10 protein-coding genes are annotated in these 16380 nt (G+C 42.6%); 8 read left to right on the top strand and 2 right to left on the bottom strand.

Translation table 11 applies throughout. From position 1 onward, the window contains the following. Positions 1–15 precede the first annotated feature (15 nt). Positions 16–9282: an amino acid adenylation domain-containing protein gene (locus tag AC1DFM_RS10280; protein ID WP_477076632.1), complete on the top strand. Its 9267-nt coding sequence runs from the start codon at positions 16–18 to the stop codon at positions 9280–9282. 243 nt (positions 9283–9525) lie between these two features. Here the strand turns inward: AC1DFM_RS10280 and AC1DFM_RS10285 are convergent, their stop codons facing one another. Continuing rightward, entirely contained in the window at positions 9526–10287 is a 762-nt protein-coding gene (locus AC1DFM_RS10285; protein WP_477077079.1) for an ISAon1 family transposase, read from the bottom strand. 40 nt (positions 10288–10327) lie between these two features. Then, complete coding sequence (locus AC1DFM_RS10290) at positions 10328–10651, bottom strand: ISAon1 family transposase N-terminal region protein (protein ID WP_477076633.1); 324 nt, start codon at positions 10649–10651, stop codon at positions 10328–10330. Between the two features lie 509 nt (positions 10652–11160). On the opposite strand from AC1DFM_RS10290, the gene AC1DFM_RS10295 reads away from it, so the two are divergent. From AC1DFM_RS10295 to AC1DFM_RS10325, 7 genes are all read left to right on the top strand, one after another. Beyond that, positions 11161–11388 (top strand): hypothetical protein, encoded by a 228-nt coding sequence (locus AC1DFM_RS10295; protein WP_477076634.1) that lies wholly within the window; start codon positions 11161–11163, stop codon positions 11386–11388. A gap of 599 nt (positions 11389–11987) precedes the next feature. Then, positions 11988–12464, top strand: coding sequence for a hypothetical protein (locus tag AC1DFM_RS10300; protein ID WP_477076635.1), 477 nt, complete (start codon positions 11988–11990; stop codon positions 12462–12464). 80 nt (positions 12465–12544) lie between these two features. After that, positions 12545–13225 carry a hypothetical protein gene (locus tag AC1DFM_RS10305; RefSeq protein WP_477076636.1) on the top strand — a complete coding sequence of 227 codons (681 nt, stop codon included), beginning with the start codon at positions 12545–12547 and terminating at the stop codon, positions 13223–13225. 74 nt (positions 13226–13299) lie between these two features. Continuing rightward, positions 13300–14409: a DnaB-like helicase C-terminal domain-containing protein gene (locus tag AC1DFM_RS10310; RefSeq protein ID WP_477076637.1), complete on the top strand. Its 1110-nt coding sequence runs from the start codon at positions 13300–13302 to the stop codon at positions 14407–14409. A 28-nt stretch (positions 14410–14437) separates the two neighbouring features. Continuing rightward, positions 14438–14842, top strand: a complete 405-nt coding sequence (locus AC1DFM_RS10315) for a hypothetical protein (protein ID WP_477076638.1) — start codon at positions 14438–14440, stop codon at positions 14840–14842. 34 nt (positions 14843–14876) lie between these two features. Beyond that, on the top strand, positions 14877–15176 hold the full coding sequence (locus tag AC1DFM_RS10320; protein WP_477076639.1) for a hypothetical protein: 300 nt from the start codon (positions 14877–14879) through the stop codon (positions 15174–15176). A 241-nt stretch (positions 15177–15417) separates the two neighbouring features. Continuing rightward, the gene (locus AC1DFM_RS10325) at positions 15418–16356 is read left to right on the top strand and encodes a hypothetical protein (protein WP_477076640.1); all 939 of its coding nucleotides are present in this window, start codon (positions 15418–15420) and stop codon (positions 16354–16356) included. Positions 16357–16380: the final 24 nt, after the last annotated feature.

Here is a 16380-nt window from a genome sequence, read left to right on the forward strand (position 1 = left end):
GCAGCATGCGTAGTAGTGAATCACTATGGCCCAACGGAAACGACTATAGGAAAATTACTGCATATAGTAGAGACAGGTCGTTCTTATGAAGAGAACATCCCCATAGGCAAACCATTTTCTTCGGCACATATATACATACTCGACGCCGGCGGTAATCCTTGTCCGGTGGGTATTCCAGGAGAATTATACATAGGCGGTAAAGGCGTTGCGCAAGGTTATCTGAACAACGCGGCGCTGACAGCAGAGAAATTTATGCAGGATCCATTCAATGGCCAGGGGAAGTTGTACCGCACCGGTGATCGGGTGAAATACCAGGCCGATGGCAACGTCGTCTTCCTGGGACGTATAGACAACCAGGTGAAAATCCGTGGTTACCGTGTAGAGCCGGGAGAAATAGAAAACGTGATCATGCAGCATGCGGATATTCAACAGGCAGTGGTGCAGGTGCGCAAAGATAACAGCGGCAACAATCGGTTGGTAGGCTATGTGCAGGCGCACAGCCATGCAGATATCGCAAGCCTTGAAGCATATCTGAAAGAGCAATTGCCGGATTATATGGTACCCTCGTCATGGGTAGTGCTGGAGCAGTTCCCGCAGCTCCCGAACGGAAAGATAGACCGTCGTTCCCTGCCAGTGGAGGATTCAACCTTATTCATATCAGGTTATGTGGCGCCGGTAACAGGCATAGAGCGGGACCTGGCGGCTATCTGGTCAGATCTGCTTGAAGTGGAACAGGTAGGATTGTATGATGATTTTTTTGCGCTGGGAGGTCATTCCCTGCTGGCTATCCGGTTGATTTCCTCGATAAGGAAGAAGTTACAAACAGAAGTTACGATAGGAGACATTTTTGATTATCCAACCATCTCTTCATTGTCTGTCCAACTGCAATACCGTTCAGGAGCTGCGTTGGTACCGGTAATAGAGAGTGCTGCCCGGCCGGAGCATATCCCGCTTTCGTATAGCCAGGAACGTTTGTGGTTTATTGATCAGTTGGAAGGAAGCGTCCAGTATCACCGGCCGGCTGCCATCAGGTTGAAGGGAAACCTCGATGCCAGGGCGCTCAATGATGCACTCACGTCAATCGTGAACAGGCATGAAGCACTTAGAACAGTGATAAGACAGAAAGATGGAAAGCCTTACCAGTATATATTGGAGAAGGATAAGTGGCAGATGGATACAGTCAGGGATTTTTCATTGAAAGATGATCAGCAGGCATTGCAGGTATATCTGATGAAGTTAATTCATGCACCGTTCGATCTTTCGCAGGATCACATGATGCGTGCCCATCTGATCAGAATCGATGATGCACAGTATATTCTTGTTGTCAACCTGCACCACATCGCATCGGACGGATGGTCAATATCCGTTCTTGTAAATGAGCTGGTAGAGCTGTACAACGCTTATGCGGAGAAACGCACGCCCACGCTGGAGCCGTTGGCCATACAGTACGCTGATTATGCATTGTGGCAGCAGCAATACCTGGAAGGAGAACTTCTTGATCGCAAGATGGCATATTGGAAGAATAAACTGGATGGCGTACCGCTGCTAAAAATGCCCACTGATTATGAACGGCCTGCCGTACAAAGTAACAAAGGCGGCATCAGAGGAGCTGCCATAGACAAGGTGTTGACGGACCGGCTGCGGCTTCTCTCACAGCAGGAACGCACCACTTTGTTTATGACGCTGCTGGCAGCCTTTAAAGTATTATTGTACCGCTACAGCGATCAGGATGATATTTGCGTAGGAGCGGCTATTGCCGGCAGGTTACAAAAAGAAACCGAAGGGTTGATCGGTTTTTTTGTAAATACGCTGGTATTACGGGATGATCTGAAAGGAAATCCTTCATTCTCTGCACTATTACAGCGGGTAAAAGAAACAACGCTGGGAGCATTCGAAAACCAGGAAGTACCATTTGAACAAGTTGTAAAAGAAATTTCCGGAAACCGGGATGTCAGCAGGAATCCCTTGTTTCAGATCATGTTCGTGTTGCAGAATACTCCTGAAAGCAAAGATCTGAAGTTGGGAGATGTAACACTGTCGCAGGAAGAGTTTCAACACACTACCAGTACTTTTGATTTTGTATTCTCTATAGTCGAGAACCCACAAGGGCTATGGATACAGGCGGAGTACAATACAGACCTGTATAAAGAGGAAACCATCCTCCGCATGCTGGAGCACTATGAAAATATTCTGCGCGCTGTTGTCGCAATGCCTGGAAAAGAGATAGAGAGAATCGAGATGCTGAATATCATAGAAAAGAATCAGTTGTTAACCGACTTCAACAATACAGCCACAGGCAGCCTTGCAGATGCGTATCATACACTTGTTGAATTGTTTGAAGCGCAGGCAGATGCCTCACCGGATGCTGCTGCTCTGATATTTGAAGATGACGTAATGACCTACCGCATGTTGAATGATCGCGCTAATCAACTGGCGTGTCATTTAAGGAGTGAGGGGGTAGCGGAAGAAACATTGGTGCCTGTTTGTCTGGAACGGTCAGCTGAAATGATAATAAGTATTCTGGGAATCCTGAAAGCCGGTGGCGCCTATGTGCCGATAGACCCTGAGTATCCGCGTGAACGTATCGCATTTATCCTGGAAGATACAGGCGCTGAAATAATTGTCACCAGTGCCCTGAGCAGACCCGTATGGTTGTCGGATGAAAAGGTGAAGGTAATAGTAATAGATGAGCACGCGGAGCATATTGCAAATGAAGATACTACACCGGTAAATAACAGTTTACATGCAGACAACCTGGCTTATGTGATCTATACATCAGGTTCGACAGGCGAGCCCAAAGGCGTGCTGGTAGAGCATCATACAGTAGCTAATCTTATCCGTTACCAGAGCAGGGCTTATGGTATCAGGAATGATGACCGTATTTTATTGTTCTCTAATTACTGTTTTGATGCCTCCGTAGAGCAGATATTCTTTGCTCTCCTGAATGGCGCAGCCCTGGTACTAATGCCGAAAAGGCTGTTACTGGAAGCTCATTTGTTTGAACAGTTTTTAGATGAACAACAGATCAGCCACCTGGAAGCAACGCCGGGATTCCTCGCAAATATAACGCCTCGTCGCTACAGCGGACTTAAAAGAGTCATCGCCGGAGGTGAGTTATGCAAACGGGCATTGGCAGATAGCTGGAACGGACTGGTTGAATTTTACAATATATATGGTCCGACTGAAACAACCATTTCAGCGGTAGCCTATCATTATTCGCCGGAGAAGGAGCCATACAGCGATGCGTTGCCTATTGGCAAACCGCTGGCAAATGTGAAAGTCTATATAGCGGACCGCTTTGGAAACCCTGTACCTGTTGGCGCAATGGGTGAGTTGTATATTGGAGGGGCGGGAGTTACACGCGGTTACCTGAACCGTCCTGCACTTACAGCCGAAAAATTTATCGGCGACCACTTTAGTGAGATGCCGGGGGCCAGATTGTATAAAACAGGCGATAAGGCAAGATGGAGGCCTGATGGAAATATCGAATATGCGGGAAGAATAGATAACCAGGTAAAGATAAGAGGCTTCCGTATCGAGCTGGAAGAAATCGAACATATATTGAATGCAATGAACACCGTCACGGATAGCTGCGTTGCCATGAAGAAGGAGCCTGATGGTACAGACAGACTGATAGGATATTATGTGCCGGACCAGAAAGTCGTAAAGCAGCAGGAAGAGGATTTGTATAAGAAACGTGTGGAGAGCTGGAAAGAATTGTATGAAACAGAATATAGCAATGCAGTAGCAGAGGTGGTGGCGGACGAAGAATTTAATATTACAGGATGGAACGACAGCTTTACTGGCGGCCCTATCCCGGCAGAACAGATGAAAGAATGGTTGAACGACGTCGCTGCGGTTGTCCTGTCGGAGAAAACATCAGCTGTACTGGAGATAGGATGTGGCATAGGTCTGATATACTATGCGCTGGCGTCGCATATCGACAGGTATACAGGCACTGATTTTTCTGAAGTGTCCATCAATCAGATCAGAAAAAAAATAGACAAGGCAGAAAGGAATTATCCCAACACTACTTTGAAAGTTGGACCTGCGCATGAAATAGCGTTGCCGGAAGATGAGAGGGTGGATGTGGTATTGCTGAATTCTGTTATTCAGTATTTCCCGAGTGAGAGTTATCTATCCGATGTGCTGAAGAAAAGTCTCTCACTGCTAAACGGACATGGACGGATTATAATAGGTGATGTACGTGACAGCCGCCTCCTGTGGCTGTTTAAAAGCAGGTTGTCTTTAAACAGATTTCAGGGAAAAACAGGTATCAATGAATACCTCTGGAGAATAGACCAGGAAGTCTTAAAGGAGGAAGAGCTTTGTGTACCGCCTGCCTATTTTTATAACCTCAGAAAAAGTTTCCCGGAAATTACGCATGTGGAGATACAATGGAAACAGGGGAATTATGAAAATGAACTGACGTTGTATCGTTATACAGTGGTCCTGCATGTAGGGACCGCAAAAGAGCAGGTAGCACCGGAATGGCAATCCTGGAGCGATGTAGCAGCTAAAGAAAGTATTGTATCACAGTTGGATGCTAAAGAACCGGTGATATGTCTGACGGACGTTCCCAACCCTCGTTTGAGGAGGGAGGCACTGCTGACAAAAGGGTTAAACGATAAATATGTGACAACTGTCCGCGATCTGCAACATTACACAGAGAAAGCAGAAAACGAAAGTGTCGCATTCAATGAAATTATATCATTGGCTACTTCAGCAGGATACCAACCCCGCTTCCTGTTACATGAAGACCCACTGATGATTAACCTCGTATTGGAACAGACGGCGTTTTCCGGATTTATTACAGTACCACACAACAGTGATACAGCAAATCGTGCCCATCCAAACATTCCTTTGTTCGCAGATATCTGTGTTCTGCTGCAACAGGATATGCGGAAGCAGCTACAGGAGCGCTTGCCGGACTATATGGTACCTGCCGACTTCATTGCACTGCCGCGTCTTCCACTAACACGCAATGCTAAAGTAGACAGGAAATTTTTGGGAGAACTGGATAACAGACAATGGGAAAGCAGGAAGAACTCGCAGAAACCAGCTACCGAACTTGAACAGAAACTGGTCAACATCTGGCAACGATTACTGGGTGTAAATGAAATAGGTATCGCCGATAACTTCTTCGAGCTGGGGGGGCACTCCCTGCTGGCCACCAGGCTGGTTTCAGCTATTCGTAAAGAATTGCAGACAGAGCTGACAGTAAAAGACTTTTTTACACATGCAACGGTTTCGTTACTGGCCGGATATATTGAGCAGCAACATAAAAGCCTGTTGACGCCAGCCATCAGTTCAGGAGCGCGCCCCGCCTATATCCCTTTATCTTTCGGACAGGAAAGGTTATGGTTTATAGATCAGCTGGAGGGTAGCATCGCCTATCATATGCCGGTGGTGTTAAGGTTGAAGGGAGCGCTGGATGCAGACGCACTGGAATCTGGTTTGCGGAGCATTGTAGACCGTCATGAAGTACTCAGGACAGTGATTGTACAAGAGGGGGATCAACCATATCAACGTGTACTGGATGCCGGTCAATGGAAAATGGGAGTGCTGCAGCATCCTGCATATAAAGATCCGGCTGCATTGTTGCCTTTTGTGCGGTCAGTTATAGATCAGCCATTCGATCTCTCTGCGGATCATATGCTGAAAGCATGCCTGGTGTGGCTCAGCGAGGATGAAAGTGTGCTGGTGCTGACATTGCACCATATTGCTTCCGACGGTTGGTCAATTGGCATCATTGTACAGGAGCTGGCATCATTGTATAACGCCCGTGTCAGCGGACTCCCTGCTGTATTGCCTGCGCTCGATATACAATATGCTGATTACGCCATCTGGCAGCGGTCTTATCTGACCGGAGCGGTAATGGAAGGGAAACTGAACTACTGGAAAGAAAAACTGGAAGGAATCACACCGTTAAACCTGTCTGCGGATTATAAAAGACCCGCCGTGCAACGCATGGATGCGGGTCGTGCTTCTTTCCTGATAGAACAGTCGTTAATGCTGCAATTACAGCAGCTGGCGCTGAAGCAGGGCGTTACCATGTACATGTTGTTAATGTCTGCATTCAAAGTGTTATTGCACCGCTACAGCGGACAAACAGACATCTGTGTGGGCACTACTACTGCAGGGCGTCAGCACCTGGAGGTAGAAAGCCTGATTGGTTTCTTCATCAATACCCTCGCACTCCGCAGTGACCTGAGCAATAATCCTGATTTCATTTCTTTATTAAAACAGGTGAAGCAGGTTACACTGGATGCGTACGCTCACCAGGAAGTACCCTTTGAAAAAATAGTGGAAATGGTGGTGAAAGAACGGGATGTAAGCAGAAGTCCCCTGTTCCAGGTATTGTTCGGTTTGCAGAACATTCCTGATTCACCGGAACTTCAGCTGAATGGTTTGGAGTTGTCCGAAGAAGCTGTTGACCGCATTACTACCAAGTTTGATCTGACCGTTTTACTGGAAGAATCCCACGGAGGAATAAGAGGTAGTATCACCTATCGTACCGACCTGTTCAGCCAGGCAACCATCGAACGTATGGCCGTGCACTTCAGACAGTTGCTCACGTCGGTTGTCCGGCAGCCGGAAGGAAAAATAGGCAACTTATCTGTCCTGACAACTGAAGAGGAATACCAGTTACTGGTTACATTTAATGAAGTGCTGGTTGATTGTTCAGCGTCTGCTGTTAAAACCGTCGTGGATCTCTTCGTTGCACAGGCTGCCCTTACGCCGGATGCAATGGCGCTGGTATTTGAGGGCAATGTCTTAACCTATGGAGAGCTTGACCAGCACTCGAACCGTCTGGCAGGTTACCTGCGAAGTAAGGGAATAGGGGAAAATACGCTGGTGCCGCTTTGTATTGAGCGTTCACTGGAAATGATAGTAAGCATCTGGGGGATACTGAAGGCAGGCGGAGCATATGTGCCGCTTGATCCGGATCATCTGTCGCAGACGGACAGGGTCTTATATATGCTGGAGCAGACAGACGCAAAAATAATGATCAGCAGCAGCCAGTATGCACCCACCTTACAGACAATCAAAGCAGACATCGATATTATCGCGATCGATAGCGACAGCCATATTATCAACAGCTTCGATGCAGAACGGTCTGCGGTTCATAGGCTGCCGGAACAAGCAGCATATGTGATCTATACGTCAGGTAGTACAGGCACGCCGAAAGGTGTTGTGGTATCAGATGCCAACCTCGCTGATTATGTATCCGGCTTGTGTGCAACGCTTCCCATTACCAGTTGCCGCTCATTTGGGTTGCTATCCAGTATTGCAACTGATCTGGGAAACACCGTGTTGTTTGGCGCATTTGCTTCCGGTGGGTGCTTACACCTTTTCTCCAAAGCTGTCACTAATGACAAGGAACTGATGCTGGATTATTTTTCAGCGCATGAAATAGACTGTGTGAAAATTGTACCCGCTCACTGGAAGGCACTATCAGAGCCAGGACGGTTACTCCTTCCTGCGAAGTTGCTGATATTCGGAGGCGAAGCCCTGGATACGGAAGTCATTAATGCTATCAGGTTGTCCGGGAGTGCCTGCATGGTAGTTAACCATTACGGACCAACGGAAACGACTATAGGAAAACTGATGCATATTGTCAGAGATGATATGACGTATGATAGGACCATTCCTATCGGCAGGCCTTTTTCCGATACACATGTTTATGTGCTGGATGATTACATGAATCCTTGCCCGGTAGGGGTTCCCGGAGAATTATATATTGGTGGAAAGGGAGTAGCCACAGGTTATCTGAATAATGAGGCATTGACGGAAAGGCGGTTTATACAGGATCCGTTTTTGTCAGGCCATGGTAACACAGTTTACCATACCGGTGATGTTGTGAAATATTTGCCGGATGGAAATATTGTTTTTCTGAGACGTGCTGACGATCAGGTAAAAGTCCGCGGTTATCGTGTAGAGCTGGGAGAGGTGGAAAGCATACTGCTGAAGCACCCATCTGTAGCACAGGCAGTGGTAACAGCGCCTGTAGACAGCTCCGGTAACAGGAGGCTGGTGGCGTATATAATACCTGGCAGTGATCTGGACCAGGATGAGGTTCTTGCTTACCTTGCTACCCGTCTTCCGGATTATATGTTGCCATCCGCACTGGTAGTGCTGGATTATCTTCCTTTAATGCCCAATGGCAAAGTAGATAAAAAGAGATTACCGGATCCTGTTGTCAGCAGAAGCCCTGCCGGGCTGGATGGAGCGCCTTCTTCAGCAATGGAACAATGCCTGGTAGAGATATGGAGTGTGATACTGGAAGTAGACAAGGTAGGTGTACATGATGACTTTTTTACATTGGGTGGACATTCATTGCTGGCTATCCGCCTGATCTCAGCAATCAGGAAAGAACTAAGAATGCAGATATCGCTCGGTGATATATTTGATCATCCGACAATCGCTTCATTATGCCCTGTGCTGAGTTTGCGTGGACGGGTAAAGCCGGGCAACAGGGATATACTGCAGCTGAATAAAGGCGTACATCCATCACCGTTATTCATGCTTCCCGGATCTGAAGGTATCTGCGAAGGCTATAGTGATTTTGCAGCTGCCCTGGAGAACAAAGGAACTGTTTATGGTTTGCAGATGCAGGGTGTATTCGAAAATGAAGCGCCGTTGACCAGCATTAAAACGATTGTCAGTCGGAATTTAGCGTTGATCAGGGAAATACAGCCACATGGCCCGTATCGATTCCTGGCACATTCTTTTGGCGGCCTCGTTGCCTATGAAATGGTGAAACAGCTGGAGGAACAGGGTGAATTAGTGGAAAGTATATTTATGCTGGATGCTTATGCTGTGCAGGCGCGCGATTTGCCTGCGGGAGAACACCTGGTAGATCTGTTGCTCGATGAGCTGGCCGGTATTTTTGAAGAATATGGCAGCGTTCCTGAACTGGGGTCGGAGTGGAGGCTTACCTTGAAGTCAGCCATATCCCACCTTTCAAGGGAGGAGATGTTGTCTTTTATTGTTACCTGGGTAGCAGACAGGATAAGTCACAAAAGAGCGGATGTGTTAATGGGGATAAGGCTGCTTTGCCTAAAAATTACTAACATGTACATGCATTACACCGTTGAAGGGAAAATAAAAGTACCACTGTTAGTTGCTAAAGCAACTACTGACGCTGAAACAGGTACTACTGCCGACCTGGGCTGGACTTCACATACCACAGCCATTAATACATTCGCTGTACCGGGTGATCACTACTCAATGGTTAAGAACGAAAATGCAATCGTACTGGCTGGATATTATTTATGATCATCATCATTCAAATGCATAAAGTGGCCGTCTATCTGTCGGCGGCTGCTTTTGTAATAGCAGGCTAGTTCAACCGCAATGGGTATGGAAAAAGAAAGTAAAAAAACAGCTAGGATGAATTAGAGATAAAGGTGCTGTAAGTTTAATATTACGGACCATTTGGAGGGAGTGTCAAAACTACTCGGCAAATCGTTAGGTGGTGGTTCCGGATCAAGTTGAAAAGTTGGGGGATAGCCATAAATTTTAAGCATAGAGTTTGGTTAATCTGTAAAGAAAGAATTCTACATCCCGTACCCCTCTCAGCGCGTTTCTAAAGGACTTTATTTTTGCATTAAAAGATTCTGCAGCGGCATTTGATAATTGGTAGGATTTATGAATAAGAGGATAGTGATTAAATAAAAGTTCCGCTCTCTGTCGCTGTTCTCTTGTCCATAGTCCGGGATGTTTAAATAGTAAATATCGGCTTCTGGCCAGCAGTTGCTTGGCTGTGTCCCCATTGGGAAGTTTGATGGGCTCCCATTTTACCGCATTCCGTTTTGCTTGCTCATATTCCAGATTCTCTTGTTCCAGGGCTTCCCACCGATGTTTTATTCTTATTTCCTGCACCGCTTCAAAAGCCAGGTGTTGTACATGGAAGCGATCTATTACCCGATGAGCATTAGGAAAACAGGCTTTTACTGCCTTATTCAGACTGCCGGACATATCAACAGTAACTTCATGTACTTTCCCTCGAAGGCGCTTAGGAATTTTAAACAGTATTTCTTTCAGAAAATCGGACTGAGTACCCTTAATCATGGCCACTATTGAGCCTTTACGCCCTCTAGCCAGCTTATTAGTGACGATTGTATACAGCTCTCCACTGGAAAAAGCCGTTTCGTCTATACTTAAGCTGGAACTGATATTTTGTTCAAATAACATCCATTCGCAGGCATGCTCTTTTTGATTCCAGGTAGTGAAATCACTCAAATGATGCTTGTAGTGTTGACCGAGCTGCTTACCGTCTATCTGAAAGAAATGGCCTAATTGTACTGGGCTTACAGGGTATTTATCTAAGTAATCCTTTTAAAAAAGCACCGAATTCCGGGGTCATTCGTGTGCCTTTTTTTACTATCTCCCAATCTCTTGTTATTATCTCTCCATCATCCAAAACCTCCCACCGACGGCGCTTGGCGTGTAGTGTGACCTTTTGGCCACGTATAGGAAAATCTTGAATGGCAACTTCTGAGAAGAATCCTTTGGAGTGTGCTTTTTTATGCTGATGCTCTACCGGAATTTTATTCTTTTCTTCCAGGTATATATCAATACCCTCTTGGTTCTGACTCGAATCTATTAAGTCAAAATACTCTAAAACTCCTGCTGGTAACAGCATCTCTACTAGTTTGCGAAAATTCTGATCCACGTGCTTCTTTGGCTAATCTGATGCAAAGCAACTATTTTTTATACTATCCCCCAACTTTTCAACTTGATCCGTGGTTCCGTCATTGGTGGAACGTTATAAATCGGAATGTCCATAAAAGAAAAAAGCCCTACAGTTTTAACTGTAAGGCTTTTTCTTATTCGTCGGGACGACTAGATTCGAACTAGCGACCTCTTGCACCCCATGCAAGCGCGCTACCGGGCTGCGCTTAGCACTTGAATTTAACTTAAAGCCTTGTCCAGTAAAGGTATGAGTTGTCAAGAGTGTCATTTATTTATTCTTCTTAAGATTTTTTCTGGCCAAAACCTGACCACTTTTTAAAATATTTCAGTCAAACTGTCAGTTATTTTTAAATAGTTAATGGCATATTGCCAGCTTTTTACCTTCTCCAAGAGAAGGTATTTTTTTTATTTTTTATTTTTCACAAATATAGATTCTTATTAAATCTTAAATATGATCAAATGATGAGATCTGCTAAATTCCTTGTTGAATTAAATTTTTCAGATGAAATAACCGCGCCTGCAGATGACCTAATAATCCCAAATATAATCGATGGATTGGTAAATACCATCCACTATTCAGGTCTATTACCTGATAATTGCGCCGGAATTACAGAAATTATTTCTGTGAAAAATATCAGAACCGGAAGACAACTTGCTATTGATACATTAACAAAGGAAAGTATTTGAATCGATTGTATTTAAATCGGTTTTCTTTCCTTACTTTAGTTACAAGATAATTTACTCCTCTCCATTCGATATAAGAACACAAGTATTTTAAAAGTTTTCTAAAAACTTCGAACAAGAAGTATAACTTCTTGTAACTTACCAAGTTATGAAACTGTCCTTTTTTTCAATATTCTCTAAATTTTATTGGAAACTCACAAAATGATAGACTTTCTTTTACTTTTGTCGAAGACAGTAACCAAATGATATTTTGATATGGATAACTGCAATCCAAGCAGTTTAACTAACCAAATCTCAACTTTTGTTTAGCTGTCAACCATTACTTAGACACGATGGTCTACCATGTTTACCTATGGGCGTGGATAATGATCATAGTAACCCAGATTCGATCATTCTACAGCATGATCAGAATCTTTGATTTAAATCCAGCTGTAAAAAATCACTATTAGCAGAATTTCCAGTTGTATCTGATTTTAATAAATCGGCTTGGGCAACCTATGTCAATAATTTCTTTTGTCATGTATCAAGTACGACTTCATTTTTAGTATTCTATTGTATATAACGGCTATCGGGAAACCATAATATTTTAATTTAATCTCCTTATGAAAAAGTCCGAAATCTCTCAGCATTTCATGAAGTATCTGCCAGTTGAAGATGGTGAAATTGTAATTGGCGATCATTTTATGGTTACCCAGCCTTTTAGGAAGGATTACGAAGTAATATATAGATGTACTGGATATGATTGCGAGAATAGAATCTGTAAAAATGATGAACATACAGGTTTAAGTCATCAACTGATAGCCAAAGTGGATCTATTTAAGTGTACGAAGCTGGTCGGTATTGATGATCAGGTTATAGTTAACTACAATATTTATTTGCACGGCCTCGTAGTGAGGGTATATGAGCATGGTTTCATTACAGCAGATGCGGACAGGAAGTACTGGCTTATTGTAAATAATAATGGTCAGAAATGTATGGCCCCTAAGCAACATACTTTTAAAATTTCTGAAATAACAATCCAAAACAATGGGAACAGACGAGCTTTTAGTGGAGGTGTACGAACACCAGCACCATCATGAACTTGAATATTTAAAGCAATTGGAGGAAGATTGGCATTTTGAAGAAGAAGCCAAAAAAAATAAAAAAAAAGTATTTTGTCATGGAAAATATCCAAGAATTATCAGAAGAAAGCGCATCACCAACTATGGGAGATACAACCTTCCATTTTAAAATACCGGTTGAAGCTTTATCTATTATCCTGGATCAGAAAGCCGACCTCAACTCAGTATTTCTTCTTCATTTACTTGTCAATCAAATTCCATTTGATGAAAATAATATCCATCTGAGTTCATGGATACAGGGCCTTAAGAGAAAAGGATTATTAACAGAAGACCGAATAGTAACTCTCAAAGGAAAACAATTGCTCAATGCTGCTATGACGGCGCAATTCAATCCAACACAAATTCCGGACAAAAAAAATGATCCTTTCGAAAAATGGTGGAAAGATGCTTATCCTTCTACTGACTACTTCGAATTAAATGGAAGAGTATTTAACGGCACCCAACAAAAGAAAATAAATAAGGAAGGGTCCCGTAAGTTATTTTATGAAATTATTAATGAAGGGTTATATACCCAAGACGATATATTCGATGGTACAGTATTCTGTATTGAGAATGCGAAGGAACTTTCATTAAAATCCGGAAAAAGCGAAATTCAATATATATCCAATAGTGAAAAGTTCCTTAGGATAAGACAGTTTGCACCTTTTGTGGAGGCTGCCAGGAAAAAGAAAGCAGGAAAACATTTATCCACGACATCAGATTTCGATTTCAATATATAAACAAAGTTCTTTGAAAATATTGCCGCTTTATTGAATACGGGCAGCCCGGTTAATTCATGTATTAAAAGTAATTCATGAGCATTATAAACACGGGTACCCGAATTACCGGTGAACAAAGGCCGGAGTTCGAAAATTTCCTCAAAGTAGTTGACTACGGGCGTAGTGGCACAAATGAAGGTATCAGTTTTGGACTTCCAAAGCTTGATAACTATCTCTCCTTGAGAGGTGGGATGCTCTATGCGTTGGGAGGATTTACAGGAAGTGGAAAAACAAGCTATGCTGATGAAGTTTTCGTACTCCGACCCCTTTATCACCTGGCCAGAGAGGGTAATCTTGGTAAACTCCGGATTGTTTACTGGTCGATGGAAAGAAAGAAAGCGATTAAAATAGCCAGATGGGTTAGCAGGCATATCTTTCTTACTGAAGGGATTATTATTCCAATGAAGAAAATACTCGGATGGGTGAAGCGAACGGAGAGATTGACACATGATGAGCATGATCTGATTGTAGGTTGCACTAGCTACTTCAACGAACTTTTCGAGTACGTGACGATCATTGATGGAAGACAAAATCCTACCGGTATTCGAAAGTATACAGAACAGCTTGCCGGGAAACATGGTATAATCGAAGAGATTGACAAGTATAATAAGATATATATTCCTAATGATCCCAGCATTATTTGGCTTCATTTGTTTGATCATGTGGGAAAGCTGAAAAAAGAACAGAACAAAAATCTTAAAGAAGTAATAGATGATTTTTGCGATGATGTGTCGGACATAACCAGAGATTTTTACGGTCATTCAGCTCTTATTCTTTCTCAGCTCAATAGAGATATTACCAACCCTATGCGATTAAAAGCCGGGGATGTTGAGCCAAGACTTGAAGATTTTAAAAATACTGGAGATCTTACCGAAGATGCAGATTGTGTATTATCCTTATTTGACCCATATAGATATAAGGTGCCTGATCCCGCTGGGTATGATTTATCTAAGTTCAGGGATGTCGAAGGCGCCAAAAAATATCGGAATATAAAAATATTAAAAAATACATATGGTCCGGAAGATATTCGAATGGGACTTGGCTATCAACCTCAAACCGGTATATTTCGTGAACTTCCTAAAAAAGATGATATGACTGATGATGTGTATGATTCCGTAATTGATAATAGCTTTTTCCAGGACTAGCTGGTGTTAATTGAAAAAACTGTGACATATGGAAATTAGAATAGGAGAACCGATACAGGGATTACGCCGCAATAAATTCAAATTGCTTTTTACTGTCTGGTATCAGGACGGAACAAGCATTACCCGAACATATTTGATCGATAAATTAGATATGGAAAAGTATAAGGATTTTATTGAACTTATATTTTGGTATAGATCATCCAAGCCTTCACCTTCAAAAATAAGTGAAAGACTCTCCCAGATTGAAGATAAGCATAATTTTAATTTTGGAGCTTTGCATTGTATTGTCACAAACACTGGAAAAATACTGTTTCCTTTTATTGATCAAATCACATTCTTTGACAATTCCGGTATCGAAAGAACAGTGAAAATGGTCCCGGAAAATAATAACAAATCTGAGTATAAAACAAGTAGATCTCTCTCCAGTCAATAAATGATATCAGATAAATCTAAAAAACCAAGATATCATGGTCCCCATTCAAATACCTCTCTCCAAATATAGAGATGATCTAATAACAGAATGCGAACAGATGCTTATGCAAGGCGAAACAGATCTTGATAAAATACAGGATACGCTTACACTTGCAATACCTACTTGCTATCGCAGCAACTTTTCAAGATTACTCAAACTTATGTGTACCCAGGCAATTAACCTTGGTTCAATAAAAAAAACGATGGAATATCTTTCAACAATTGAAATTAATACCCATGAGAAAGAAAAAGATCAGATCAGGTTTAAAAAAGAAAGCTCGGGTTCCGTCACCTAAATTATTAAACGCTGGTCCTGGCTATTTTTTAAATACCCCAAGAAAGAAAGGCTCTTACAATCTTCTGTACATGCTTGATTCTCTTATCGACGTAACTTAATTTATACCTCAATATTAATTTTTTTCAGATAATCATTGTATTATCCACTATCATTATAATACACACACCTTTTCCAATACGAATTCCTCAAGCTTCTCCCTGACAATTACGGATAGTATGATATAAAAATTTTTGAATTTTATGTCAGAAGAAAGCACTGCGCCTTATAAAAAAATTCCTATCGACAATTCGGGTAGAATTAATCGGCAGCAGGTAAGAATAAAATCGCCATCATCTCTTATCATAATAAGTTTTCCCAAAATGGGCAAAACTGTTTCGATGATAAATGTCAAAGGGATTCTTATTGGCGATACACATTTTGAGGTAGATGATTATCCTCATTGCTATAATTACGCTAAGTTATGGGATTATGGTCCCCCAAAATTTTATATGACCAGTAATGGAGCATATATACCCTCTGGTATCTTCGAAACTGTAAGGGATTTGGATCGGGCAAATAGGATGACAGAATACAAAAATCTCAAAAGTAAACTCGATGATAATATTCCCTTTAGTGACAAATTAAAAGTTTATGAAGATTTGAAGGCTCATTTAAATAGCATGCCATTTCCCATTTTTGCTGTCGAAACAGTTACTCATCTTCAGGAACTTAACCTTCGTGCTGCTTTAAAGGATTATAATAGTCAAGTTGCTGCTGACAAGCAGCGAACGGATATCCGTAAGGTTGATAAGTACGGTGGCGCCAAATATATCAGAAACAACTTTGCCGGTATCAAAAGTTTCATAGAGAATAATGCTGCTCCATTCCTTATTTGGACCTCTCACATAAAGGAAAGGAAAAAGATTTATGAAAAAAGCTATGAAGATGTTGGAGCTGTTGATATGGCACTGGAAGGTATTATGTCAACAACCTTTACTGCTGCTGCTTCTGCAGTAGGCATACTATACAGGAAAAACGATGGAGTTTATCTTGATTTCAAAAAAAGAGATGAAACAGATCTAGGTTCTCGCTGCACTCATCTTGCTGAAAAAATTATACGTATTGCTGAACCGCAAATTGACTCGGAAACTCCTCCTGTCACCCACTGGGGGGAAATTTATCCGGAACTGTCATTCTAAATACAATTATTCACATTAAAATTA

The organism is Chitinophaga sp. 05T412 (genome assembly GCF_056396465.1).

Excerpts from the sequence above, each read along its gene's own strand:
- AC1DFM_RS10290 (WP_477076633.1), bottom strand. The coding sequence starts at position 10,651 with ATGCTGTTACCAGCAGGAGTTTTAGAGTATTTTGACTTAATAGATTCG.
- AC1DFM_RS10295 (WP_477076634.1), top strand. The coding sequence starts at position 11,161 with ATGATGAGATCTGCTAAATTCCTTGTTGAATTAAATTTTTCAGATGAA.
- AC1DFM_RS10300 (WP_477076635.1), top strand. The coding sequence starts at position 11,988 with ATGAAAAAGTCCGAAATCTCTCAGCATTTCATGAAGTATCTGCCAGTT.
- AC1DFM_RS10305 (WP_477076636.1), top strand. The coding sequence starts at position 12,545 with ATGGAAAATATCCAAGAATTATCAGAAGAAAGCGCATCACCAACTATG.
- AC1DFM_RS10310 (WP_477076637.1), top strand. The coding sequence starts at position 13,300 with ATGAGCATTATAAACACGGGTACCCGAATTACCGGTGAACAAAGGCCG.
- AC1DFM_RS10315 (WP_477076638.1), top strand. The coding sequence starts at position 14,438 with ATGGAAATTAGAATAGGAGAACCGATACAGGGATTACGCCGCAATAAA.
- AC1DFM_RS10320 (WP_477076639.1), top strand. The coding sequence starts at position 14,877 with ATGGTCCCCATTCAAATACCTCTCTCCAAATATAGAGATGATCTAATA.
- AC1DFM_RS10325 (WP_477076640.1), top strand. The coding sequence starts at position 15,418 with ATGTCAGAAGAAAGCACTGCGCCTTATAAAAAAATTCCTATCGACAAT.